Genomic DNA, 25,276 nt, shown 5'->3' on the forward strand with positions numbered 1-25,276 from the left:
TCATTGAGATGTAATATCGTATATTGAAAGGGGTGTTTTTTATGAAACTGATAAACGTAACCAATAGTCACTCTCGGTTAGTATACAGCCAATTGGAAAATACAGATGCCAACATGATCAAAGTCTACTCCATCGGGAATACAACTGTCATTTTCACAGATGCCTACAAGCATGCTGAGATTGTCATCAAAAATGATAAACGCAACATCCAACAAAAAGAAATTGATTTTATACATAAATACTTTAAACGCAAGCTTCATAGTGATGATTATGATTTTGAAAATCTCTCCTACATCGAGGCCCCTGGTCTGGTAGAGATTTCCATCCAGAAAAAAGACAAGTAAAAAAAGAGACTGTGGGAAGAGAAATAACTCCCGCAGTCTCTTTTGGCTTACATCAAACTTTTCAATTCTACATTCGGATATTTGTCAGCAAACCAGCGCATTGCAAATTGATTTTCAAATAAAAATAATGGTTGATCGAACCGATCCTTCGCCAAAATATTTCGGCTTGAGCTCATCCGCTCATCTAAGTCCTCAGGGTCGATCCAACGCGCGATCTTGCTGCCCATTGGTGTCATAACTACCTCTGAATTATACTCATTTTGCATACGGTACTGGAACACTTCGAACTGCAGCTGCCCTACCGCACCAATAATGTATTCATCTGTCAAATACGTTTTGTACAGCTGGATCGCACCCTCTTGCACGAGCTGATAAATGCCTTTATGGAAAGACTTTTGCTTCATGACATTTTTAGCTGTCACTTTCATAAAAAGTTCTGGTGTAAATGAAGGCAGTTCTTCGTAAGCAACTTTCAACTTGCCCTCGTACAACGTATCCCCAATTTGATAATTCCCAGTATCATAGATTCCAATAATATCGCCTGCAACAGCCTCCTGAATGTTCTCACGCGCATCGGCCATAAACTGCGTCACGTTGCTGAGCTTCATTTTTTTGTCCGTTCGGTTCAACTGAACATCCATCCCACGTTCAAAAGTCCCTGAACAGATTCGAACAAAGGCAATTCGGTCTCGATGATTAGGGTTCATATTGGCTTGAATCTTAAAAACAAATCCGGAAAACTCTTCCTCATAAGGAGAAACTTCTTCCCCGTCTTCTGTTTTATGTGCATGCGGCTTAGGTGCAATCGTTACAAAAGTCTCTAAAAAGGTTTGGACCCCAAAATTCGTCAAAGCAGAACCGAAAAAGACGGGTGTTTGGTCGCCGCGAGCAATTTTCTCCAGATCAAACTGATCTCCTGCTTCTTGTACTAGCTCTACTTCCCCTAGAACATCCTGATAAATCGAATTTTTGGTAAGCGGGTGATCCGCTGGCAGCTCCCCGTCAGTTAAAGCGGCAAAGCGCTGATCTCCATACTCTTCTGGCCGATAAAACTCGATACGCTGATGGTGAATGTCGTATAAGCCTTCCAATCCTTTACCCATACCGATCGGCCAGTTCATCGGATACGATTCGATATCTAACAGCTCTTCCAGCTCCTCAAGCAAATCCAATGGTTCACGACCATCCCGATCTAATTTATTAATAAAGGTGAAAATTGGAATACCTCGACGTTTAACGACCTGAAATAGTTTCTTCGTTTGTGCTTCGATCCCTTTTGCGCTATCGATCACCATGACTGCGCTGTCTACCGCCATTAACGTACGATACGTGTCCTCCGAAAAATCTTCGTGTCCAGGGGTATCTAAAATATTAACTCGTTTGCCTTCATAATCAAATTGCATAACAGAACTGGTGACGGAGATCCCCCGCTGCTTTTCAATTTCCATCCAGTCCGATTTAGCAAAGTTTCCTGTTTTCTTCCCTTTTACAGTTCCGGCCTGTCTGATAGCTCCACCGAATAAAAGCAGTTGTTCTGTAATCGTCGTTTTCCCGGCATCGGGATGGGAAATGATCGCAAAGGTACGGCGACTATCAACTTGTTCTTTCAATTTTGGATTGTTCATTTTTCTTTCTCCTCAAACAAATTTCAACCAAATCAGTATAGCATGGATGGTAAGCGATAGGAAAGCTGAAACATCCTATTTTTATCTCCTAAATAAAATCACAAATTTTTTTCATAAAAAATGTTTACAAAAAAAACTTTTGTGTTACAATTTCATTACATATTTTTCTTTATGATTTCTATTATTTTTTTTATGAAACAGAAAGTAGGTTCTTCCCCATTGAAAAAATTGATCTTGCTTCATCAACGCTTGCTGCTTTTTGTTAGTGCTTGTTTGGCCGCGCTGTTCATTTTCAGCATCTTTTTTTACCATTCACACTTCTTACCAGGAACCAAAGCTAATCACACTTCGATCGGTCAATTGTCTGTTGAGAAAGCCCATAAAAACCTAACAACCAAATTTCAGCGAGTGTCGATTACTTTAGTTGCCGATGATTTCCGTGAGGATCTTCTATTGGATAGTCCATATACTATTTCAAAGGAGCATTTAGCAGATCAGTTAAAGCATCGAAAAATTCTTTTGCCATTGAAAAGGGATACCCCAAAAGTTCTGCAACAGAAAATCAATCACTTTTCTTTCCCAGATGAAAAGGAAAATGAAAATGCAGTGATCTCACACAATGAGAAGAAATTTGTGATCATCCCAGAAAAACTAGGAACAACAATTGATCGAAAAAAATTGCTTGATCAACTAATCGCTGACCTAGAAAATGACACATTGAAGAAGACTTATCCGCTTAGCGACTTTTATGTCTCCCACGATCGAACAAAAAAGCAGTTGCAGGAAAAACAAAAACAATTAAACCAGCGACTTGGGAAAACAATTGTTACACTGCCAAACAAGAAAATCACACTGACAAACCAGCAGCTGTTTTCTTCAGTTGATCAAGAGGGATATTTTCAACCAGAGCTTCTTGTTCCTTGGATAAGTGAATTGGAACGAACCTATTCAACGATTTATCAAAATGTTCGATTTAAAACGATTCATGGAGAAAAACGTCAATTCAAAAATATTGGGAATTATGGCTGGTTCGTCGATATCCAAGCTTCGGCAAAAAGACTTGCTAAGAAACTCAATGACACCAGTCAAAAAAACATTTCACTGGTCATACAGGGTGATCCCAAAAAACAACCACTAAACGTGACTAAGGATTATATCGAAGTCGATTTGAACCAACAGCGAATGTATTGTTTTCGTGAAGGAAAGCGCCTCGTTTCGACTGATATTATTACTGGGCAGTACAATAAGCACACTGCTACTGTCCCAGGCTTTCATACCATTATGGACAAACAAAAAGACGTGTCTTTAAGCGGAGAGTTAATTTCTGGTGATGGCAGTTATAGTGTACCGGTCGGTTATTGGATGCCCTTTTTGAGTCACGGACAAACCATTACTGAGATCGGCATTCATGATACCGATCATAAATTAGAGGCTTTCGGAGACAAAGAGGCGTATCGAAAAGGATTTGGCAGCTATGGTTGTGTGAATACTCCAGGAAAACAAGTCGCAAAAATCTTTCAGCACAGTTATATCGGAATGCCTGTTTTCGTATATGGAGATATCTACGATGATGCTCCGGGCGAGTTTGATAAGCCGGTCGACCACGGAACAGTGATTGATTGATTTCAAAAAGCCTCGCACTGGTTTTCGTCCAGTGCGAGGCTCTTTGATTCCATTATTTATCTGCGAGGCTCATCGTCCTCAAAATCTTTGGTGAACATGCGGCGCTCTTCTTCGGGCTCTGCATTTTCATGTTCTTCGGGATGAAAAATCGCACGAATCGTTAATACTCGGGAACCCTCCATCTCCTCTGATATCAACGTCAAATCATCCACATCAAAAGACAGCTTCTCACCTTCATCCGGGATTGTTCCCAAAGCAGTGATCAAATATCCAGCCATAGTATCGACATCGCTCATGTGCAAATTCAATCCAAATTCTTCGTTAAACTCATCAATCAACATTTTTCCGCTGACCAAGTATTCATTTTCTGCGACCTTTTCATACAGCTTTTCGATTTCATCAGATTCATCGTCGATCTCACCAACGATCTCTTCCAGCAAGTCTTCCAAGGTAACCAACCCGACCATTCCACCGTATTCGTCTAACAAGATCGACATTTGGTTTTGCGTCTTTTTCAATTCATATAATAAATCATCGATAAAAATCGTCTCAGGAACAAAGAGGGGTTCCTGAATAATTTTTTGCAGATCGATGTTTTCAAAGCCATGTTTGCGTGCAGCACTTAATAAGTTTTTCGTATGGACGACGCCGATAACTTTATCTTTGTCTTCGTCATACACAGGAATCCTAGAATAGCTTTCGCTTAAAATTTCGTCGATGATTTCGATGATCGGATCGTTGATGTCTACCATGAATGAATCTGTACGAGGAACCATTACTTCTCTGGCAACCTTGGTATCCAATGAAAAAACACCCTGAAGCATTTCGATCTCTTCATTATCCAATACACCCTCGGTCTCCAGCATATAACGCATCTCGTCTCGCGTCATTTTGGTGTCTTCATCGTCAAATTTCATCGGCGTGATCTTAGCCAATAGATTCGTTGAAGCCGTCAGCAACCAAACGAATGGTTTGGTGATGATCCCAAGTTTTTGTACAATCCCAGATGTAGCCTGAGCAACCGTTTCTGTTCTTGTCATAGCAATACGTTTTGGATACAATTCTCCAAATACGATTGAGACATAGGTCAATAAAAGCATGATCAACACATTGGCAATCGTTCTAGCAGCAGCAGTCCCGCCTAAAACAGGTGCTAGACGCGTAGAAAGACTGTCCGCTAAGGAAGCCCCAGATAAAATATTGACAAGGGTAATCCCCACTTGAATCGTAGACAGGAAGTTGTTAGGTTGCTGAATAATCCGCAACAATTTCTGAGACTTGACATTTCCTTCCTCTGCCTTTTGTTCAACACGATTTTTATTAACAGATACAACAGCGATTTCTGCCGCAGCAAGAAATCCGTTGATCAAGGTCAAAACAACCAATAACAACAATTGTATGACCAGCGACTGACTATCGGGGTCAGCATTCATAATTGCATTCTCTCCTTATTCATCTTTTATCCTTTTTAAAATATTCCGTTTTCTTCTCAGCTCAAATCGAAGCAGCAGCATTTTGAGCTCTAAAAAAAGTGGCACTAGGCCACATTGAAATCGTATCACATCACTAATTTTTATGCAATCATTTCCATAAGTGTTCAGCTAATTTAAGAATTCGTGTTCCCGTTCTTCTTGTTTGCCCTCCTGCACTATTCGAATTATGAATGTCACAATTGTTCTGAGGATCGCATAGACCGGCACACCTAAAAAGACACCTAAGATTCCTGCTAAGTTGCCCGCCACGAGCAAGATCAAAATAATTGTTAATGGATGAATGTTCAAGGATTTTCCAATCACATTCGGATAGATGACATTTCCGTCGATCTGTTGAACGATAACCACCACTACAATACACAATAAAGCCTTAAACGGACTATCAAAGAAACTATAAATCAAAGCAGGAGCAAGCCCTAAATAAGGGCCAAGATAAGGAATCAAATTGGTTAACCCAGCAATCACACCAAAAAGGAAGGCGTAATCAACGCCAATGATTAAATAGCCTAGAAAAGTAAATGTTCCAACAAATAGACATTCAATCGCTTGTCCGCTAATGTAATCAGATAACGTTTTATTCAATTGTCCCAATAACCCATCAATATTCTTTTGCTGTTTGGCCGGAAATAAACGTTCAATATTGGGCCCAAGCTTCTCGCCATCCTTCAACATATAGAATAAGATAAATGGCACAGTCACTAACAGGATGGCGATCGTCGTCACCTTACCGATTAATGAACTTAGGCTGTTTGTGACGCCTCCTAGGAATTGCTGTAAAATCACTCCTGCGGATACATCCAAATTGTTAATGTACTGATCAAGATTCAATTCATGAAACAATGGAATCCGCGTCGCCTGCTCTGTCGCTTCCTTCAACCATTCCTGCATATTGATCACAAAATCAGGAATGCTGCTGGCTAACGATGCGATCTGCTGTATAAGATTAGGAATAATACTCAATACGATCAAGACGATCATAAGAATCAAAAGCAGGAAAATCAACGCAATCGCTACGATTCGTTTTAAACCTAATTTTGTTAATAATCGGACCAAAGGATTTAGCAAATAATAAAGAAATCCAGCAATCAGCACTGGTGCAAACAGTGTTGTAAAAAACGTTCCGATTGGTTGAAAAATAAAGTCGATCTTGGAGGAAACGAAGATCAACGTAGCCAAAATCAACAGTTCCAATGACCAGAACATCAATTTTGAATTTTTTAGTTTTTCAAACATTTGTCTACCTCTTTTATTCATTTTGGTATATAGTATACAACAGTCAGGAAAGGGTTAGGAAAATGAACTTCTTGAAAGGAGCAACCCTATGAAAATTTTAATTACTAAAGACACCATGAGTGATATTTACTTGGATGCACTGCGGATTCGCAACAGCGTCTTCATTGAAGAACAGCAGGTTCCTTTAAACATTGAGATCGATAAAAATGAAGCATACAGTATCCATTTTGTTTTATACCTCAATGATCACCAGCCAGCAGCTACCGTTCGACTGCTGCCATTAAATGATCAAGAAATGAAATTGCAGCGTATGGCTGTCCTCAGTCCATTTCGCGGAAAGCATTTGGGAGAGGCGATTATCAAAGAAGCCGAATGGTTTGCCAAACAGCAAAATTTCAAACGTATCAAACTAGGGGCGCAGCTGACCGCCCGAGGCTTTTATGAAAAATTAGGTTATGAGCCCTTCGGAGAAGTGTATCAGGAAGCCGGTATCGAGCATATCGAGATGAAAAAAGAGCTTTAAAAAACTGCTGATCGCAAAATCAGCAGTTTTTTTCTTACTTCCGCGACAATTGCTTGTAACGGTCATACCAAATATCAATATAGCCTTGCGAGAACGGACCTTTGCCATTGTTAATCCAATCAACGAGAATCTTGACATTTTCCTTCAAAATATAATCGATTTCTTTAGAATAATGCATTTGCTTGCTGTGAAGCTCGTATTCATCGACATCTAAAAGCCGCTTTTCTCCATCCGGAAAAACTTTGACATCCAGATCATAATCAATATACTTCAGCGCCTCTTCGTCTAATAAATAAGGCGAAGCCAGATTACAATAGTAGGAAACTCCTTTCTCTCGAATCATTGCTATTACATTGAACCAGTATTTCTGATGAAAATACACGATTGCTGGCTCACGAGTGACCCATCGTCGTCCATCTGATTCTGTGACCAATGTATGGTCATTGACCCCAATGATCGAACACTCGCTGGTTTTTAATACCATGGTATCCCGCCACGTACGATGCAAACTGCCGTCGTGTTTGTAACTTTTGATCGTCACAAACTCTCCTTCTTTTGGAACTCCCATAGCGACCCTTCCCTCAGCGAAAATTGCTCGCATTTGTTTGGGTGTTTTTACACCGACATCAGAAACATTATAGCAATAAAAATCCAGCTTGCCTACTAATGATTTTCAGTTGTTCGATTATTTTGCCAGAGTGCCAAGAGCTTCTGCTGCGGCTTTGGAAAAACATAGTTGGAGAAATCCGCTTCCTTGACCCATTTTCCCTGCTCCTCAAACTCGCTGAGCGTCCTGCCATAAAAGACCAGCACATGCCAACGCAGATGACTGAACACGTGACTGATCTCACCCAATAGCTTTTTCTGCCAAACGACCGGAAAATCAGTGAACATTTCCGGTGCCTCCTCCGAAACTTGATCCGCTGAAAAAAGATTCCATTGTGCTGGATCGTATTTTTCTAAAAGTGTCTGATACTGCTCTTTAGAGACCTCCTCAAGCGGAAAAAGCCACATACTGGCTAACAGGCCTTTCGAATCGCGCTGCTGCAATAAAAATTCATGTTGATCATTTTCAATGATTCCTGCCAAATAATACACATCCTTTGGCTTGGCCTTTTTGCTTTTGATCGGAAAGTCCGTTTGTCGTTGTTCTTTGTAGGCCATACAGTAAGCTTGGATCGGACACTGCTCGCATTGCGGATTCACTGGCGTACAAATGCTGGAGCCCAAATCCATCATCGCTTGGTTAAAATCACCCGGATTTTTTGAACTGATGATCGTTCGCATCGCTCGATCAAAAACCGAACGGCTGCTCGCTTTTGCGATGTCCTCTTCGATACAAAACAGGCGGCTGACGACACGCATAACATTTCCGTCAATGGCTGGTTCCGGAAGACCGAAGGCAATACTGCCGATTGCGCCAGCAGTGTATGGGCCAATCCCCTTTAATGAACGAATCTCATCGAGCGTTTTAGGCATTTTGCCATCATAATTCTCCAATAATTGTTTTGCAGCGGCCTGAATATTTCGTGCACGCGAATAATAACCTAAGCCTTCCCAAGCCTTCAATAATTTTTCTTCAGGTGCCAGTGCTAAAGCCTCAATGGTTGGAAACTCCTCCATAAATCGATAAAAATAATCGATTACCGTGTCCACACGCGTTTGCTGCAGCATGATTTCAGAAATCCATATTCGATAAGGATCGTGATTGTAGCGCCAAGGCAAATTTCGTTTTTCTTTGTTGTACCAGGCTAGAAACTCCGTTTGGAAAGCTTGGATTTTTTCATCGGGCCAGTCTTCCCATGGATTACTCTTCATCTTGTTCTTCCTTTTTTTCGGCAATGAATGCATCAATTGCATCCAGCTGATACCCTTTTTGGTATAAGTTTTGTTTAGTCTTTAAACTACGCTTCGCCAAGTCAAAGCGTTGATACTGACGCCAAAGTTTTTCCCCTTGAAGCTGCAGAGAGTCGGCTTCTTGCTGGTAGATTTCTTCAAAGTCAATGTCTGCGATCACTTGCTTGATCGTGTCATTTGAAAACCCCTTAGTCATCAATTGCTGCTGCAGTTTCTGTTGAATTTCCCGCACACTCTTATGATGAAATTTTTTCAAAGCTTTGGCTGCTGTTTTAGACGCCAACTCGTATTGTGCTTGTTCCTCAAACAAAGCCAAGGCATTCTCGAGTGTTTCCCCCGAAATCCCCTTCTCCTGCAGCTTTTGACGCAAGACTCGGGGTCCCTTATCCGCCAAACGCATTTGTGTCCGGATATAGCTTTCGGCATAATTTTGATCATTGACTAAATCTAATTTTTTTAAGCGATCGATGATTTTTGTCCGGTCTTTTTGTTCGATCTCTTTTTCTTTTAAATAGCTTCGTACTTCTTTCTCGCTTCTCATTTGGTAACTCAAATAATTTAAAGCCAATTGAAAGCCCAGATCCTCATTGCCTACCTCTTTGATCTCAACAAGCTCCTGCTCCGTCAGCTCCTGCCCTTTTAATAAGCGAAACCGAACCAATACATCTTCGGAGACAATCAAGCGATCGCCATTGGAAAGCTCGATATCGTAGTGACCGTTGCGTCCTTTGTTGACTTTATTTACAGTAATCATATTGGTCCTCCTGTTGATTCATTTAATAATCGATACGACCATTTATTTTAGCACAGATCACAGCAGCCGGGAAAAATATATGCTAAAATGTAGCCAGAAAGGAGCAGAAAATGACTGTTCAACTAAAACTCAATCAAACTCTGACCTTAAAAATTAAACGGTTGGGGATCAATGGCGAAGGTCTAGCGTATTACAAACGTTTGATCGTCTTTGTCAAAGGTGCGCTTCCTAATGAGACCGTGATTGTTAAAATTACGAAAACAACGCCTCGTTATGCCGAGGCTGAAATGATTCGAATCAAGCAGGCAAGTCCGGATCGAGTCATTCCCCCTTGTCCGGTCTACGAAGAATGTGGCGGCTGTCAATTGCAGCATCTTGCTTATGCGAAACAACTGGACTTCAAAACAGATCTACTTCGACAAGCGTTGGAAAAATATCGGCCAAACGGATATAAACACTATCAGCTGAAGCAAGCGATTGGCATGGAGAATCCTTGGCATTATCGAAACAAGGCGCAATTTCAATTGCGAAAAAATCCCAAAAGCAACAAAGTCGAAGCTGGTCTTTACCAAGCCGACTCACACCAGCTGGTTCCGATCACAGATTGTTTCGTTCAAGAACCTGTCACCCAAGCGGTGGTTAACACAGTGTCCCAATTATTAACAAAATACGAGATCCCCATATACAATGAACGAAAAAATAGCGGGATCTTACGAACATTGATGGTTCGTGTTGGTATTGAAACAAATGAGGCTCAACTAGTTTTGATTTCCAGAACTAAAAAAATCCCGCGGATCAATGCTTTGATACGCGAGATCCACCAACGCTGTCCAGAGATTGTCTCCATTATGCAAAATATCCAAGATAAAAAGACCTCTTTGATTATGGGAGAAGAAACGATTCACCTCTGGGGCAAAAATTCCATTAGCGAGAAGATCAATCAAGTTGCTTTTGAATTGTCACCGAGAGCTTTTTTCCAATTGAACCCTACGCAGACAAAGATTTTATATCAAGAAGCAATCAAAGCCTTGGATGCAACCAACGATAAAACCATAGTTGATGCCTATTGTGGTGTTGGAACGATCGGCCTTTCGCTGGCTAATCAAGTACGAGAGGTTCGTGGAATGGACATTATTCCTCAGGCAATTGAGGACGCAAAGAAAAACGCTAAAAAATTGGGGATTACTAATACTCATTATGAAAAAGGTACTGCTGAGGAGCTTTTGCCTAAATGGCTAAAAGAAGGATTTGCACCTGATGTGATCATCGTCGATCCGCCGCGCACTGGCTTAGATGACAAATTGCTTCAAACAATTATCCAGCAGCCCAGCCAGCAAATGGTCTATATTTCTTGTAATGTATCGACCTTGGCCCGCGACTTAGTCTCTTTATCCAAGATCTATCAGGTTGATTACCTACAATCAGTTGACATGTTTCCTCAAACCGCAAGATGTGAAGTGGTTGTAAAACTATCAAAAAAAGAATAAAAAACAAGCGGCTTAAATGATTTTCCTCATTTGAGCCGCTCATTTTTTTATTTAATAGCCATAGCCTGTTGCAGGTTGTTCTTGATAGATGCCCGGATCATAATTATAATCCGGATCAGAGGAATCATTAGAATACGTATAGTCATCCGTTTGCTGCGTCGAGCTGCCTTGATAAGAACCTTGCTCGTCGTAATTATTCGCATTGTCATAACCAGGTGCATATTGGCTCAAATCGTCCGTTGCACGTCCATCTGAATCATCGTAGAATAATTCACCATACGGATCATCCTTCAAGTTTGGTAACTTTTCTTTCGTTGGATATTCCAACTGCTTCTTCAAGATATTTTGTATGTCCAGTAATTCATTAGTTCCCAAAATTTGATAATAGATTTCATTGATCAATTGGCTTTGTCCTGCCAACTGTTTTTGTTGAATCGAATCGAATGCTGGAATATAATTCGTTCCAATATCCAACATGTCATCCCAAGAGAGATCCGTTTTCATGTTTTTTTGAACAGCCTTCAAGATCTTACGATAGTTGCCGATACCGTTGATTGACATCGCCTTTTTCAAAATCTTGGTGACTACCTCACGTTGACGCTTTTGACGTCCAATATCTCCTGTCGGGTCTTGGTATCGCATGCGAGCATAGGCAAGGCCCGTTTCACCGTCTAATTTGTGTTTTCCTTTAGATAACTCAACACCGTCTAATTCAAAATCATATTTATTGTTGACTTCAATCCCACCAACAGCATCGATCAAATCCTTTAAGCCGCGCATGTTAATCGTTACATAATGATCGATTGGAATATCTAAAAGATTCTCGATCGTATCCATAGCCATTTCAACGCCGCCAAATGCATAAGCGTGATTTAATTTGTCATTGGTATCGTATCCGACGATTTTCGTCAAAATATCGCGATCTAAACTAACGATTGTTGATTTTTTTTGTTTTGGATTGACAGTGACGACCATCATACTGTCTGATCGACCTTGATCATCCCGTCCAAGATCCCCTGTATCCACCCCTAAAAGTAAAATGGAAAAAGGCTCTGCATTGTCTATATTCGGCGCATCCCCATCGCGGATCGAACTAGTCCTTTTCACAGTTTGACGAATACTTGCTACCATGTCACTTGCATCTTTCGTGACCTGTACAGCATAAATGGTTGCTCCGCCAACAACAAAATTCAATAAAATTAAAACAGCTACGATGACTTTCTTCCAACGACTCATGGCACACCTCGGTTAATTTTTTTACGGTTTATTTTCTCACACTATCTGATGGGTTTCAATGATTTTCCAAGAAACTGACAACATCCGTTAAAAAATTTTAAGTAAATAAGTATTTTACAGCAAAAATCTAGATACCTTTTAACGAATCAGGACCTCATTTCTGATTGAAATGAGGCTCTTCTCTTGGCATAAAAAAAGATGCCCCCTCAGGAACATCTTAGTTCGTTTATTTTGCTGCTTCAAAATTTTTGTTTACTTGATCCCAATTAACGACATCCCAGAAAGCAGAAACATAATCCGGACGTACATTGCGATATTTCAAGTAATAGGCGTGTTCCCAAACATCTAACCCTAAAACAGGTGTTTTTCCATCTGTTAATGGAGAATCCTGATTTGCCGTAGACATTACTTCCAGCTTGCCATTGTTAACGACCAGCCATGCCCAGCCAGAACCAAAACGTCCAGTCGCAGCAGTTTTGAATTCTTCTTTTAATTTTTCAAAATCTCCAAAGGCTTCGTCGATCGCTTCTTTGATTGCACCAGTTGGTTGTCCACCTGCGTTTGGTGCCATGATTTTCCAGAAGAAACTATGGTTTGCATGTCCACCACCGTTGTTTCTTACTGCTGTACGGATATCTTCAGGAACTTCATTTAAGTTGATCATTAATTCTTCGATTGATTGTTCTCCTAATTCAGGATATTTTTCAATCGCTGCATTCAAATTCGTTACATAAGTGTTGTGATGCTTTTCATGATGCAGGTGCATAGTTTCTTCATCGATGTAAGGTTCCAGTGCATCATAAGCATAAGGTAGTTCTGGTAAAGTATAAGCCATCTTGTGTTACCTCCTAAATTTTTCTTACAATTTAAGTATATCAAAATCATCAAACCGCTTCAAAAAATTTGCTTACGATAAGTTAGAAATATCATTCTTTTTCTTCATGGACCCGTACTTTTTTGAAAATAAACACCTTGCTGAACACATAATTTGCCACAACGACCAGCACCTGAGTAATTAGTTTGGCAATAAAATTGCCAATAGTAAGCAAATCAATCAATACGTACATGCTGCCCATATCCAATCCAAAGGAAACGATTCGTGCAACTAAAAATTTGCTGAACTCTATCAATAATTCCCCGAACGTTTCAGTTTTAGAATGAAAAACCCAAATTTTATTCGTTACGAAGGCAAAAAGCACAGAAGCGACCCAAGAAATAGCATTTGACGTTGGCCAGCCCCACTTCAAGCCTTCATGAAACAAGGCAAAGACTACTATATTTACAACAGTGGTTAATCCTCCAAAAAAAAGATAAACAAAAATCTCCCAAAGGTTTTTCTCTTTTAAATAATCGACGAATTTCAAATAACGTTTCATTTTTTCACCTTTTCCGATCTATTCCTTCAAGTACATTACCGAACTCTGACTCTCTAGTCAATTCTTTCATTAAAATCTTTTATCTTTTTTTCTCATTGGGTTGTTATTTCAAAGGGAGTTCGCTAAAATGACAAGAGTATAGAATGGAGCGATCAAATGACCTTTCGTCAATTAATCCAAGGAGCAATGTTCCGCTTTTCAACTCTTAAACATGCAAAAGACGCGCCTTTTTGGAAAGCCATCATCTATTTGATTTTGTTAAGTATTGTTTTTTCACTGCCAACGGTTTATCAAACAATGGAAGTGATGAATGAAATCAGGAACGACAGTCAAAAAATTGCGGAGCGTATTCCAGACTTCCAGATCGTCAACGGTGAAATAGAAACTAGCCGCCAATCCGAAGGGTTCATCTATCAAACCAATTCCATCATTTGGACCTTTGACCCTGAAGGAAAGCGTTCAGAACACGATATTGCCAATGACCTAATCGGAAATTTTTTCAGTGTCGGCTTATTAAAATCAAAGGCGGTATTGGCATTGCCGGATTTTGGCGGCGTAAGCACCTCTATGTTCGGAGATAATGTCCTTGAGTTCCCATATGATTCAGAACCATTGAAGGGCCTGACCGGCTCAACCTTGCGTGAAGAACTGGAAGATCTACAATTGCCTTTCTGGGCACCGATCATCATGCTGCTGGCAGCCTTGTATCCTACTATGATCAATCTGGTTGTAACTTTCTTTTTTGCCGCGATCATTGGACACATTTTTGCTCGTTTGCGCTTACGTCAAATCACTTTCTTCGAGAGTTTTAAGACTATGATTTTTTGCGGGACGATCCCCGTATTGATATCCACTCTGATCATGTTTTTCAGTACTTCTTTTGACTTTAGTTTACTGATCACATTAGCGAGTGTCTTTATCTATTCTCAAGTCGCAAATTCTTTCCCGCAAATGAAATTACCAGGACAATAACTGTTTGCAGATCCTGCAAGCAGTTTTTTTATAGACGATTTGATACAATACCAACGAGGTGAAAAAGATGACAAAACCAATTATTTTTTTACAACGCTCTTTTCGGGAAGAGTTTATGAAACAAATCCAATCACTTACACCAGACTACTCAGTAAAGACCTCTCTTGATAAGCAGGATGTAAAACATGTTCATGTCTCGGTGGGCTGGAACAAACAAAATGAAGAGTCACTTTTGCAAGAGGCAGATTTAAAATGGGTTCAGGCCGTGTCAGCTGGTGTTGATTATTTACCCCTTAAAACCTTCGCTGAACGGAACATCTTGCTTTCAAACGGCAGCGGTATTCATTCGCTTTCCATCAGTGAACATGTGATTGGTGTTTTATTGGCCTATTCTCGCGGCCTTTTACAAGCCAAAGAAAATCAACTAAATGGTCAATGGTCTACGGAAAATATCCATTATAATCAACTTTCAGGCAAAAATATGCTCATCGTCGGAACCGGGCATATCGGAAAACAATTGGCTAAATCGATCAAAAGTTTAGGAGTAAACGTTTATGGTATCAACACCACCGGCCGCGTTGTTCCCGGCTTCATTGAAACCTACTCTATAAAACTTACCGAAAATCGTAGCAAGCATGGACATTGTTGTTGGAATTCTCCCTGGAACCGCCGATACGTTCCATATTTTTAATAGTACTGTATTTGCACAGATGAAATCCGATTCCATGTTTGTAAATGTCGGAAGAGGAGACACCGTTCATACGAAAGAGTTGGTTCAGGCTCTGACAGAAAGCCATTTGGCTTTTGCAGCATTGGATGTCTTTGAAGACGAGCCTCTTCCACAAGATCATCCTTTATGGAAAATGAGCAACGTACTGCTCACACCACATATTTCTGGACTAACCGTCGATTTCCAACGAAAGTTCATGTCGATTTTTCTGAAAAATCTTAAACAATTTGCGGCTGATCAAACATTGACAGAGAACCAAGTTACTTTAACTCGAGGATACTAAAAAACAAGAGCGAGGATAGTTGTTAGCTATCTCTCCTCTTGTTTTTCTGTTTCTTTAACAATGTAAATGGGTCTTTTTTTTGTCTCTAAAAATATTTTTCCAATGTACTTGCCGATAATTCCCAATGAAAGCAGCTGCAACCCACCAATAAACAGCAGGATAGATACCATTGAAGGCCACCCTGAAGTCGGATCTCCAAAAAACATCGCCCGTAAGATAATAAAAATCAATGCAATTCCCGACCCTAGACAAGACAAAGCGCCCACAAAAGAGGCAATATTCAGAGGTGCATCCGAAAAATTGATGATTCCATCAATCGAATAGTTGAATAATTTCCAGAAAGACCAAGATGTTTCTCCGACAGTTCGCTCTCGATTTTCATAGGAAAGGTATTCTGTTTTAAACCCGACCCAACTGAACAAGCCTTTTGAAAATCGGTTGTATTCAGTCAATTCTAAAACTGCATCAACCATTTGGCGAGTCATAAGACGGAAATCTCTTGCACCATCAACCATTTCTGTATCACTGATTTTATTAATCAACTGATAGAACATTCTCGCAAAAAAGCTGCGGATCGGTGGTTCCCCTGTACGATCTGCACGTCTGGTACCCACGCAGTCAATATCTGAACTTTCGATCATTCCAATCATTTTTGGTAAGAGCTCTGGAGGATCCTGCAAATCAACATCCATCACTGTGATTAAATCCCCAGTTGCCGTTTGCAAGCCCGCGAACAAGGCAGCTTCTTTGCCAAAATTTCGAGAAAAAGAAATATAACGGACTCGATCAGGATAACGTTGTGCCAGGTCTCTAATAACCGTCAATGTTTGATCTTTCGACCCGTCATCGACAAAGAGATATTCCAGATCATGTCGAATCAGCCTTTTGGTTTTTTCAACTTCCTCAAAAAATAGAGGAATGGCTTCTTCTTCATTAAAACAAGGTATAATAATTGATAACACGTTGATTCTCCTATACTTCTTTAAATTCGTACATTGGTTCTTCCAATTCCTCATCAAGATCGACGATCAAGTCATACCGTTTAAAAAACCATTCATCGGATTCTTCAACAAAAAAAAGCAATCCATCCTTCTCGATTCTTGCTAACGGTTTCTCCGGTTCATCGACAGCCATCCCGACTGAAAAACCATCGTGAACCTGAGTACTTCCGTAAACCTTCCCATAAAACCGTATCCCTTGTCCTGGAGACAACTCAAACTCTTGTGCAAACCATTCCCGCGCTGCGGGTGTGATTGTTAGTTCCATTCTATCAGGCTCCTATCGATTCATCTTTTCGTCCAGATAATCAACGTCCTCATCTCTTCCAATGACAACAAGGTGGTCATTTTGCTGGACGATCTCTTCTGCTTGAGGTGCCACAATCGGTTCTTGATTGCCACGTCGAATCGCAACGACATTTAACCCGAAACGCTGACGAAAATCTAATTCCTGCAGTGTTTTTCCATAAAACTTCTTGTTAGTCACAATAACTTCGGCCAAAGAAAATTCGTCTGAAAGTTCCAAATAGTCCAGGATATTCCGCGAAACCAAGTTATGAGCGATTCGATACCCCATATCTCGTTCCGGATGCACGACGCGGTCTGCGCCAATCTTCTCCAACACGCGTGCATGGTATTCGTTTTGCGCCTTGGCTAAGATGTTCGGCACACCCATTTCTTTGACCATCAATGTCACAAGAATACTTGCTTGAATATCTTCGCCAATTGCGATAATGACATGGTCAAAGTTGCGAATTCCTAAGGAACGAAGGGTCATTTCATCCTGTGCATTTGCTACAACAGCATGAGTTGCGATGTTCATATACTCATTTACCCGATCTTCACTGCTGTCAATGGCTAGCACCTCTTGACCTGATTCTACTAGAGTCCGACAAATACTGCCACCAAAACGACCGAGCCCGACGATTACAAAACTTTGTTTCATGCTTCTTCTCCTTTATTCATCCAGGTTCTATAAGAATTATTTAGCTGACTGAATCTAATCATAGTCAAGTATAACAAAGAGCGGACTAATAAAACAGAGAAATTCTCTATTTTATCAGTCCGTGTTTAAAGGCATAAATCGCAGCTTGTGTTCGATCTTCTACCTCCAATTTTGCTAAAATATTTGAGACGTGTGTTTTCACTGTTTTCAAGGTGATAAATAATTCATCCGCAATTTCTTGATTGCTCATCCCTTCCGCAATCAAAAGCAGAATCTCTTTTTCACGATTAGTGAGTTCTTCATGCAGAATGTGTCGATTGCGATTCGACAATTGCTCCATCATCTTCGTAGTGACTTCAGGCTCCAATACTCGCTCCCCTTGATAGGTCGCTCGAATAGCATTTGCGATTTCATGTGCTGTGGATGTTTTAAGCAGATAACCTGAGGCCCCAGCTTCAATTGCTGGATAAACCTTTTCATCATCGATAAAGCTGGTGACAATCAAAATCTTTGCTTCTGGCCAGTCCTTCAGAATTTTCTTAGTAGACTCGATGCCATCCATCACTTCCATCACCAGATCCATCAAAATGACATCTGGCCGCAGCTCCATGGCCTTGTCATAGCCTTCTTGTCCGTTTTCTGCTTCACCGACTACATCAATGTCTCCCTGAATGGATAAATAAGAGGAGACCCCTAATCGTACCATTTCATGATCATCCACTAACAACACTCGTATCATCATTTGCCTCCTTCACTAAAGGAACTTTGATCTCTACACTTGTCCCTTGTCCTTTAAAACTAATTATTTTTGTTGAACCACCCACACCGGCAATTCGCTCTCTAATATTTCTTAACCCATAGCTTCCAGCATGTTCATCATTGGCTTCAAAGCCGACCCCATCATCAATCACTCTTAGGCTAATACTTTGACCTACAATTTTCAAATAGACTTCTAATTCTTTCGCCTTGGCATGTCTCAAAGTATTGGAAAGCAGTTCCTGAATGACCCGGAACAATTGATCTTCTATAGAGGAGGAAACTTTGATATCTTCAACATTCCACTTCAATTGAATTTGGATCTTGGTTTGAAGTTCCTTTAACAACTGTTCGATCCCCTGTCGCAAACTTTTTCCTTCGAGACTGACAGGTCGCAGATGCAATAGCAAAGCCCTCATTTCAGATTGAGCAGCATTGATGATATCTGCCACCATACCGAGTTGTTTCTTGTAAGGCTGCAGATCTTCCGAATGCTGAGATTGCTCGTTCAGCGCTGACATCATCATCATAGCCGCGAACAATTGCTGAGATACCGAATCATGCAGCTCTCGAGCCAGACGATGCCTTTCCTCTTCCAATATCTTTTCCTTAGATGTCCCGTCGATCATTTGCGGTTGGCTGCTTAGTTGCTGCAGCTCTCTAGACATACTGACCAGCTTTTGTTGAATTTTTTTAACATCGTGATCCATATTCAATAGATCGTTATCGTTTGTATGAACGGAGTCCAAATAAGGATGATCATAATCCCCAGAAGCCAAGCTGCGCAATTTCTCTTCAAGTTTACCAAATTGTCGCTTTTGAATAAAGGTCACAATAAAGTAAATCACTATGCTTACAGTGAGAGCAATCATCAATAAATGAAAGAAAATAGGGATGTAAAAGATTTTAGCAGAAAAAAGCTGCGCTCCCAAATTCTTTTTCCCAATAGCATACATATATAAAAAAAGGGTTGTAATTAACAACAAGAAAGTCGTAAGTCCAGAATAAAACGCAATGTGTCTACGAGAAAATCTCCCAATCATACACGAATCACCTCAACATCCCCTAAGAATGAATTAGTGACTAATTTCAACCGCCGCGGACTGTCATCATAATCTTCACTATACAATTTCACAGACTCATTTTTTAAGGCGATTTCCTCTCCGTCAAATCGAACCGTTCCAAAAATAGTCGCATGTTCCAGCACCACACCAATGCCATAAGGAATCAACACTCTAGTCCGCCCAAACCCCTTGCGGACGATCACAATACTATCTTCCTTTGGCAGCAAAGTGTTTCCTAGATCCACAATTGTATCTCCTGCCAAAACATTCAGATTGATATCATCCCACTCAAAGACTTGACTGCCGATCCGTTCATTGCCGATCCATGTTTGTTTCCGACATTCCCCTCGATGCTCTGTTGGCTCAGAAGTTTCTACTATAACCATGTTTTTCTTATTGCTAAATGCACCAGAGACCGAAACGCCGGAAATCTCAAATCCTTTCAACCCAATGAACAATACAGCAAAAATCAGCATCAACCAAGTCGCTGGACTATTGACCAAACAAATCCCCACGATTAATAGCCCTAAGATCAATTGGAATTTGCGACGACGCTGCTTTCGTAGGCCAAAATAAATATTTAAACTACCGAACACCACCATAATCAATACTGGTGGGTTGGATGAAACTTGCCATAGCAAAAACAGTGCTAATAAAGCTTCTATAATGAGAAAAAAACGCCAAGGATTTCTCACAGATCTTCCCCCTAACAAGTTTATACCTTATTCTACTTGTTTTTCTTTCATAATACTATCGGACTTTAGTAGGAAAGAAACTATTGGATATACTTCACACTTTTCTCATGAAAAAATCGAATTTTTTTGAAAACGTATATTCTCGAATAGGATAAAAGCAAACACACTAGAAATACTAAAAGCGGTTCAATTATTATCATAAAGTAAAAGAAAACATTGTCGATTAACTCCCGATTTTTAAATAAGTATATCCAGATAAATTGTCTCATTAATCGATTGTCATGAATGAGATAGATATCGATCATTTGAGATGAGTACCTACAAATTCTATTATTTTGAACAGGAATTTTCAGCACGATCAAAAAAAGGCTGATACCAAAAATTAACGCATTCATACTTTCCGTTCCAATCAAAAAGAAATTAGGAAAATCTATGCTAGAAAAATGCATCAAAATGAATGGACGCAATAGAATAAGACAAAAAGAAATTGTAAAGCAAAAAATGACAAACATGAAGTATTTTCCTAGAATATCTTTCTGATATATTCGAATTAAATGTCCAGAAAATACAAAGATCAAAAAAAACAGGATAACATTTGGCACATAGTAATTGACCTCAAATTTAAATAAGCCACCTAAAATAGTTGAAGTATAAGCAGCTAAAATAAAGAACGATGTGTAACGTAGCATTTGTTTTGGTTCAAACTTCATCAATGCCTCTTTTATAAACGGTTGAAAAAAATACAAAATAGCATAAGCGGTCAAAAACCAATATAATTGAAACTCAATTGGAAAAAGCGCTTCTAAAATATTTCTTTTATCTATAGTGATATTGCTGAATATTACAACTATCAATATAGACAAAAAAGAATAAAATCTCCCATAATTCCCTAAAAGAATGATCTTTTTCAAAGAAAAATGCTGCTTCGTATAAAAATATCCCGTTATTAAAATAAAAAGAATCACACCGATTTTCCCAAATGATCCTACAAGTTGAATAAGTATTTCTTTGACTGATCCTTCATTAGAAAATACCCACTTGCTATGAGCGAAAAAATGATGATACACAATCATCATCATCGCTATAATTCGAATTAATTCGATGTTCAAATTTTTTTTGGTTCCCATCATTTTATAGATCTCCCTTTTAAAACAATTACTATTTCACCAAGAATAAATAATGTACTGGATGACCATCCATTATCGCATGAGGAAACAATCCGGTTCCTTTGCCTCCAAATAGCTGCTGCACTTTTTCTTTTTGTTCTGTCCTTAGAAGAATTTCAAATGAAGATTTCAAATCTCCAGAGTATATTTTTGGTCTTTAGAAAGAGTATCCGGAATTGGTGTATTATTTAAGCCCATCATTAAATAATGTGTATTTGGTTGCCCATAGTTTGAATTTGGAAAAAGTATCTGACTGCTAATGATCTGTTTCCAACCGAGATTCCCTATCATCAAAATTATGAACGGTGAAAATCCTATCGATCTCATTTTTCTCTTAATCGTGATACACAAAAAAACGGCAATTGCGATTAGTAATATCAAATTAGTGGCCTTGCTTGAATATCCAAAAATGCTTAAGCTAATAGCAAGAATGAACGATGTGTATTCACACCAATTCTGACTATCTTGCTTTTTAAATAAATAGTCATAAATAAAAAGGGCCTTGCAACATAAATAAGAGAAAGAATGTCTGTGTAAGCCACTGAAATAGGAAGAGACACCTGTATTGCGAAAAAACTTAATTGTTCAGCACAATCCTTGTATCGTCAACCAAATGATGAAATTCAACGAAATTTACAAACAACAAAACGGCTCCCACAAAAAAAGTATTTATTCGATTAACAAAAAGTAGGTAAATTGATTTGATGGCTCCTTGATTTATCGCCTTTTTAAAGCACATTTCAGGAAAACATAGATTGCCAAAGAAGATAGCAAACAGATTAGATTTATTGTAATCACTGTTTTGTATAAATATTTGTCTCTAAATAGCGAAAAATTACTCCTATCCTGGGTGAAAGCTGCCTAAAACATACAAAGACTTGAAAATGCAATAAAGAATTTGTTCGAAAAAAATCTCTTGAGTTCATATAATCAGCCTTTTCTTGTTAAGCAGTTTTAGTCAATCGTGCCACTAACGTTTATCTTTTATTACTTGGAACAATACACAAATGCAAATAGACCCACTGCATGCGCTTTTTCTATGCATCGAAAAATAAAAACAATCATACGACTTTTGTAATTCTCACCAGACAACTTATAAGAAAATGGGTTTAATTTGCTGTCCAGATTATTTTCATTGATCCATCTCTTTATGCGCCTGTGCTCAGAAACAAATTGTTTTCGGGTTGCCTGCTTTCCTGAAAAAAGTAAATACCATAATATATAATATCTTTTAAAATAATACTTTATAAACTCATCTAACTGTTCTTTGTAAAGAAGCCGTAATGCATTTAGTAGAATAGAATGTCTGTCTCTGAACTCAATCCTCTTTGCGAAGTATTTGAAACGCTCTTCTCATTATAAAACCAATTATAACCAATATAGCTTATTATTGAGAGTTTATTCGTTTTAGAATACGCAGCTAAATTAAAAAAACATCTCTTATCCCTGTAATTATATCGGAAGAAAAAAGGAATAACAATGGGTTCAATAAATACTAATAATTATCAAAAACTTGTTTTATTGCTTCTTTTGCATGTTTTAATTTATGAGAATGCGATCATGCTCAAAAAGATAAAAGGGTCAAGAAGACCGTAACAGCAGTCTTCTTAACCCTTAGTTTCCAATTGCTCTTGTTTTCTTGAAAAGCGAAGCAGCTACCTCGTGCCACTTTTGCTTTAATTTACCTTGACGATCTTCACCTGCATGTCTCCACCAGGAGTTGAAATACTGATAACGTCACCAACCTTTTTGCCAATCATTGCTTGAGCGATTGGAGAATCATTAGAAATTTTACCTGAAAAAGGATCCGCCTCCGCTTTACCAACGATCGTGTACGCTTCCTCATCCCCATCCGGCTGTTCGATAAAGGTAACCGTTTTGCCAATGGAGATTTCATCTGAATTGATGTTGTCATTCTCAATGATTTGAGCAAAACGGATCATATTTTCTAGTGTACTGATTCGTCCCTCAACAAATGCCTGCTCATCCTTCGCAGACTCGTATTCTGAGTTTTCAGACAGGTCTCCAAAGCTCCGTGCAATTTTGATTCGTTCGATGATTTCTCCACGTTTTACAGTCTTCAACTCTTCTAATTCTTGTTCTAATTTCTCTTTTCCTTCAAGTGTCATTGGATAAACTTTTTCTACCATAATTCTTACTCCTTCATTCTATAAACTACGAAAGGTAATCTTTCGCAGATTTTATCTACAAAAGATTACCATTTTGTTGCTCGGTTGTAAACCGCAATTTTTATTCATTCGGATTTTGAACATACCTGTCAACTAACTCCAAATGTTCATCGTATGTTTCTGCATAATAAACTTTTCCAGTTTTAATATCCGCCACAAAATAATAATAATCATTCGGTGTTGGCTCCAACACTGCTTGGATCGCTTCTTGGCTTGGATTGTCGAAAGGTCCAGGACCGTATCCAGTATTTGTATACAAATTGTACGGTGAGTCGACTTCTGTATCTTTATTATATACAAACTCTTTATGTTCACCCAGTGCATAAAGAATTGAAATATCTGATTGCAACGGCATTTTCGCATCAATTCTATTGAAGAACACTTGGGCAATCTTCTTACGATCTTCAGTAGTGACCCCTTCTTTTTCAACTAAAGAAGCCAAAGTCATTACCTCTTGGACGGTTAGGCCCTTTTCCTTGATCTGCGTATAATAAGGAGAAAGAGTTTGACTCGTTGCATCAACCATTTGAGTAACTAGGTCTTTTAAATCTCTGCTCTTCAAAATATTATAAGTTGCTGGATACAAATAACCCTCTAAACGATAACGAACACCTTCAGCATTTCCAGCGTCAGTTAGTAAGTCTGGATATTGTCCCTTCAACTGATTAAAGAACTCCTCATCCTTCATTAAATCGAGAAAGTCTTTTTTGCTAAAATCAGTTTTCTTAGCAATCAGTGAAGCAATCTGTTCTACATCATATCCTTCAGGTACTGTGATCTTCGAGGCGTCGTCTAATGGCACATCACTTCCGCCTTGCTGTAATTCCTTGCTGATGCTGTCCAAAGTCATATTAGCGGAAAATTGATAATACCCCGCTTGAAAATTCGTTAAATTCTTGAACTTCGTGTAAAAATTGAACACCAATCCATTCCGAATCACATCTTGGTCTTCTAGAATTTCTCCGATTTGCCGATTGGAGGACCCGCTTGGAATTTCGACCTGTACTAACTTTTCATCGTTTTTATCCAAAGGCTTGAGTCCAGCACTTACATAGTTATATCCTGATATGGCCAACACTCCGGCCACAATCAAGATGGCGATCGTTAAAATGTACACGATCTTGCGTACAACCCGATCCTCTCTTCTGCGTTCAGCTCGCTTCAAATTGCTCTCCTCACTTAATTCTTCTTCATACTCTTCTTGATCAAAGAGTTTTATCTCTTCTAATTTATTCCCGATTTTGGCAAGGAGCGACACTTCTTCTGTAGTCTCTCTCTGCTTCTTGGCGGGGATACTTTGTTCTTCTGCAGCTTGTTTATTTGCTTTTTCTTCAATCCGCTTAGAATTTCTTTTTTCTTCGTTCAGCGTTGAAATAGTAGATTTGTCGCTTGATAATCGTTTGACTGATTTCTTTTGAAGCGTGTCTTCCGTAGGAGCATAAGGCCTTTGTACTGGCGTTGATTCCGCATCACTCAGTCCCGAATCACGGTTTTTTCGATTCTCTTCCAAAGCACGCATAATCTGCTCTTTAAAAGAACCTTCTCCTGACTGCGTGTTATGTACGTCAGACAAAAAAATTCCCCCTTATCTCATGTCATAACTTTGTTCATTATACATGAAAACGATGAGGAGGGAAATGAAATTCATTGTTTCGTTAAAAAATTATAAATCTATTTTGCTTTTTCTTGTAAACACTCAAAGCATCAATATCGTTTTACTATGTTCAGGTAAAAAAATGATTATGTATGCTATAATTTTATTGTCAAACCAAGTTGGTGTTATTTCAGCAATTTTTTTGCGTTTTCGTACATTCAGAAAGTAACGAGGTTAATTGTTTTCGTATTTCTTAAAAATTTTCTCAGTTTGCTAAGTAACAAAAAAAGGAGAGTACTATGAAAAAAAGTGTAAGGAAAAGAGCTACCCAA

The 25,276-nt window shown here is 39.2% G+C and carries 23 protein-coding genes and 1 pseudogene; 6 read left to right on the forward strand and 18 right to left on the reverse strand.

Annotated elements, in window-relative coordinates; genetic code table 11:
* The first annotated feature begins 41 nt into the window (after window positions 1-41).
* Window positions 42-344, forward strand: coding sequence for a DUF1827 family protein (locus tag NRIC_RS01175; protein ID WP_146620858.1), 303 nt, complete (start codon window positions 42-44; stop codon window positions 342-344).
* Between the two features lie 47 nt (window positions 345-391).
* Here NRIC_RS01175 and NRIC_RS01180 read toward each other — a convergent pair whose 3' ends face one another.
* Entirely contained in the window at window positions 392-1,969 is a 1,578-nt protein-coding gene (locus tag NRIC_RS01180; protein ID WP_146620859.1) for a peptide chain release factor 3, read from the reverse strand.
* 219 nt (window positions 1,970-2,188) lie between these two features.
* Between NRIC_RS01180 and NRIC_RS01185 the strand changes: the two genes are divergently transcribed.
* Window positions 2,189-3,592 carry a L,D-transpeptidase family protein gene (locus NRIC_RS01185; protein ID WP_175579956.1) on the forward strand — a complete coding sequence of 468 codons (1,404 nt, stop codon included), beginning with the start codon at window positions 2,189-2,191 and terminating at the stop codon, window positions 3,590-3,592.
* A gap of 56 nt (window positions 3,593-3,648) precedes the next feature.
* Here NRIC_RS01185 and NRIC_RS01190 read toward each other — a convergent pair whose 3' ends face one another.
* Both NRIC_RS01190 and NRIC_RS01195 read right to left on the reverse strand, forming a co-directional pair.
* The gene (locus tag NRIC_RS01190) at window positions 3,649-5,025 is read right to left on the reverse strand and encodes a hemolysin family protein (protein WP_146620861.1); all 1,377 of its coding nucleotides are present in this window, start codon (window positions 5,023-5,025) and stop codon (window positions 3,649-3,651) included.
* Window positions 5,026-5,193: 168 nt separating this feature from the next.
* The gene (locus NRIC_RS01195; protein WP_146620862.1) at window positions 5,194-6,318 is read right to left on the reverse strand and encodes an AI-2E family transporter; all 1,125 of its coding nucleotides are present in this window, start codon (window positions 6,316-6,318) and stop codon (window positions 5,194-5,196) included.
* 88 nt (window positions 6,319-6,406) lie between these two features.
* On the opposite strand from NRIC_RS01195, the gene NRIC_RS01200 reads away from it, so the two are divergent.
* Complete coding sequence (locus tag NRIC_RS01200; RefSeq protein ID WP_146620863.1) at window positions 6,407-6,841, forward strand: GNAT family N-acetyltransferase; 435 nt, start codon at window positions 6,407-6,409, stop codon at window positions 6,839-6,841.
* Window positions 6,842-6,875: 34 nt separating this feature from the next.
* Here NRIC_RS01200 and ntdP read toward each other — a convergent pair whose 3' ends face one another.
* The 3 genes from ntdP to recX form a co-directional block, all read right to left on the reverse strand.
* Window positions 6,876-7,409: a nucleoside tri-diphosphate phosphatase gene (gene ntdP, locus NRIC_RS01205; RefSeq protein ID WP_146620864.1), complete on the reverse strand. Its 534-nt coding sequence runs from the start codon at window positions 7,407-7,409 to the stop codon at window positions 6,876-6,878.
* A gap of 95 nt (window positions 7,410-7,504) precedes the next feature.
* Entirely contained in the window at window positions 7,505-8,659 is a 1,155-nt protein-coding gene (gene mutY / locus NRIC_RS01210; RefSeq protein WP_146620865.1) for an A/G-specific adenine glycosylase, read from the reverse strand.
* Window positions 8,649-9,452 (reverse strand): recombination regulator RecX, encoded by an 804-nt coding sequence (gene recX / locus NRIC_RS01215; RefSeq protein ID WP_146620866.1) that lies wholly within the window; start codon window positions 9,450-9,452, stop codon window positions 8,649-8,651. The genes mutY and recX overlap by 11 nt, the downstream gene beginning before the upstream one ends.
* A 110-nt stretch (window positions 9,453-9,562) precedes the next feature.
* On the opposite strand from recX, the gene rlmD reads away from it, so the two are divergent.
* Complete coding sequence (gene rlmD / locus NRIC_RS01220; RefSeq protein WP_146620867.1) at window positions 9,563-10,939, forward strand: 23S rRNA (uracil(1939)-C(5))-methyltransferase RlmD; 1,377 nt, start codon at window positions 9,563-9,565, stop codon at window positions 10,937-10,939.
* A 51-nt stretch (window positions 10,940-10,990) separates the two neighbouring features.
* Here the strand turns inward: rlmD and NRIC_RS01225 are convergent, their stop codons facing one another.
* The 3 genes from NRIC_RS01225 to NRIC_RS01235 form a co-directional block, all read right to left on the reverse strand.
* Complete coding sequence (locus NRIC_RS01225) at window positions 10,991-12,175, reverse strand: LCP family glycopolymer transferase (protein WP_146620868.1); 1,185 nt, start codon at window positions 12,173-12,175, stop codon at window positions 10,991-10,993.
* Window positions 12,176-12,401: 226 nt separating this feature from the next.
* The gene (locus NRIC_RS01230; protein WP_146620869.1) at window positions 12,402-13,010 is read right to left on the reverse strand and encodes a superoxide dismutase; all 609 of its coding nucleotides are present in this window, start codon (window positions 13,008-13,010) and stop codon (window positions 12,402-12,404) included.
* 91 nt (window positions 13,011-13,101) lie between these two features.
* Window positions 13,102-13,551 carry a GtrA family protein gene (locus NRIC_RS01235; RefSeq protein ID WP_146620870.1) on the reverse strand — a complete coding sequence of 150 codons (450 nt, stop codon included), beginning with the start codon at window positions 13,549-13,551 and terminating at the stop codon, window positions 13,102-13,104.
* Between the two features lie 156 nt (window positions 13,552-13,707).
* Between NRIC_RS01235 and NRIC_RS01240 the strand changes: the two genes are divergently transcribed.
* On the forward strand, window positions 13,708-14,523 hold the full coding sequence (locus NRIC_RS01240) for a DUF1189 domain-containing protein (protein WP_146620871.1): 816 nt from the start codon (window positions 13,708-13,710) through the stop codon (window positions 14,521-14,523).
* 67 nt (window positions 14,524-14,590) lie between these two features.
* A pseudogene (locus NRIC_RS01245) lies at window positions 14,591-15,536 on the forward strand (phosphoglycerate dehydrogenase).
* Between the two features lie 26 nt (window positions 15,537-15,562).
* Here NRIC_RS01245 and NRIC_RS01250 read toward each other — a convergent pair.
* The 9 genes from NRIC_RS01250 to mltG all read right to left on the reverse strand — a co-directional run bounded on the left by NRIC_RS01250 (window position 15,563) and on the right by mltG (window position 24,869).
* Window positions 15,563-16,498, reverse strand: coding sequence for a glycosyltransferase family 2 protein (locus NRIC_RS01250; protein WP_146620872.1), 936 nt, complete (start codon window positions 16,496-16,498; stop codon window positions 15,563-15,565).
* A gap of 10 nt (window positions 16,499-16,508) precedes the next feature.
* Window positions 16,509-16,802 carry a HesB/YadR/YfhF family protein gene (locus NRIC_RS01255; RefSeq protein ID WP_146620873.1) on the reverse strand — a complete coding sequence of 98 codons (294 nt, stop codon included), beginning with the start codon at window positions 16,800-16,802 and terminating at the stop codon, window positions 16,509-16,511.
* A 12-nt stretch (window positions 16,803-16,814) separates the two neighbouring features.
* A complete protein-coding gene (locus NRIC_RS01260; RefSeq protein ID WP_146620874.1) occupies window positions 16,815-17,480 on the reverse strand; it encodes a potassium channel family protein in 666 nt (221 codons plus the stop codon).
* A 106-nt stretch (window positions 17,481-17,586) separates the two neighbouring features.
* Window positions 17,587-18,219: a response regulator transcription factor gene (locus NRIC_RS01265; RefSeq protein WP_146620889.1), complete on the reverse strand. Its 633-nt coding sequence runs from the start codon at window positions 18,217-18,219 to the stop codon at window positions 17,587-17,589.
* A complete protein-coding gene (locus tag NRIC_RS01270) occupies window positions 18,194-19,279 on the reverse strand; it encodes a sensor histidine kinase (protein ID WP_146620875.1) in 1,086 nt (361 codons plus the stop codon). Before NRIC_RS01270 ends, NRIC_RS01265 begins: the two co-directional genes overlap by 26 nt.
* Window positions 19,276-19,995 (reverse strand): cell wall-active antibiotics response protein LiaF, encoded by a 720-nt coding sequence (gene liaF / locus NRIC_RS01275; protein WP_146620876.1) that lies wholly within the window; start codon window positions 19,993-19,995, stop codon window positions 19,276-19,278. The genes NRIC_RS01270 and liaF overlap by 4 nt, the downstream gene beginning before the upstream one ends.
* An 80-nt stretch (window positions 19,996-20,075) precedes the next feature.
* Window positions 20,076-21,125, reverse strand: a complete 1,050-nt coding sequence (locus NRIC_RS01280; RefSeq protein ID WP_146620877.1) for an acyltransferase family protein — start codon at window positions 21,123-21,125, stop codon at window positions 20,076-20,078.
* Window positions 21,126-22,837: 1,712 nt separating this feature from the next.
* Window positions 22,838-23,311 (reverse strand): transcription elongation factor GreA, encoded by a 474-nt coding sequence (gene greA, locus NRIC_RS01285; protein WP_146620878.1) that lies wholly within the window; start codon window positions 23,309-23,311, stop codon window positions 22,838-22,840.
* Window positions 23,312-23,411: 100 nt separating this feature from the next.
* Window positions 23,412-24,869 carry an endolytic transglycosylase MltG gene (mltG, locus tag NRIC_RS01290; RefSeq protein ID WP_146620890.1) on the reverse strand — a complete coding sequence of 486 codons (1,458 nt, stop codon included), beginning with the start codon at window positions 24,867-24,869 and terminating at the stop codon, window positions 23,412-23,414.
* Window positions 24,870-25,276: the final 407 nt, after the last annotated feature.

Source organism: Enterococcus florum (assembly GCF_004309355.1).
GTDB classification, from domain to species: Bacteria; Bacillota; Bacilli; order Lactobacillales; family Enterococcaceae; genus Enterococcus_A; species Enterococcus_A florum.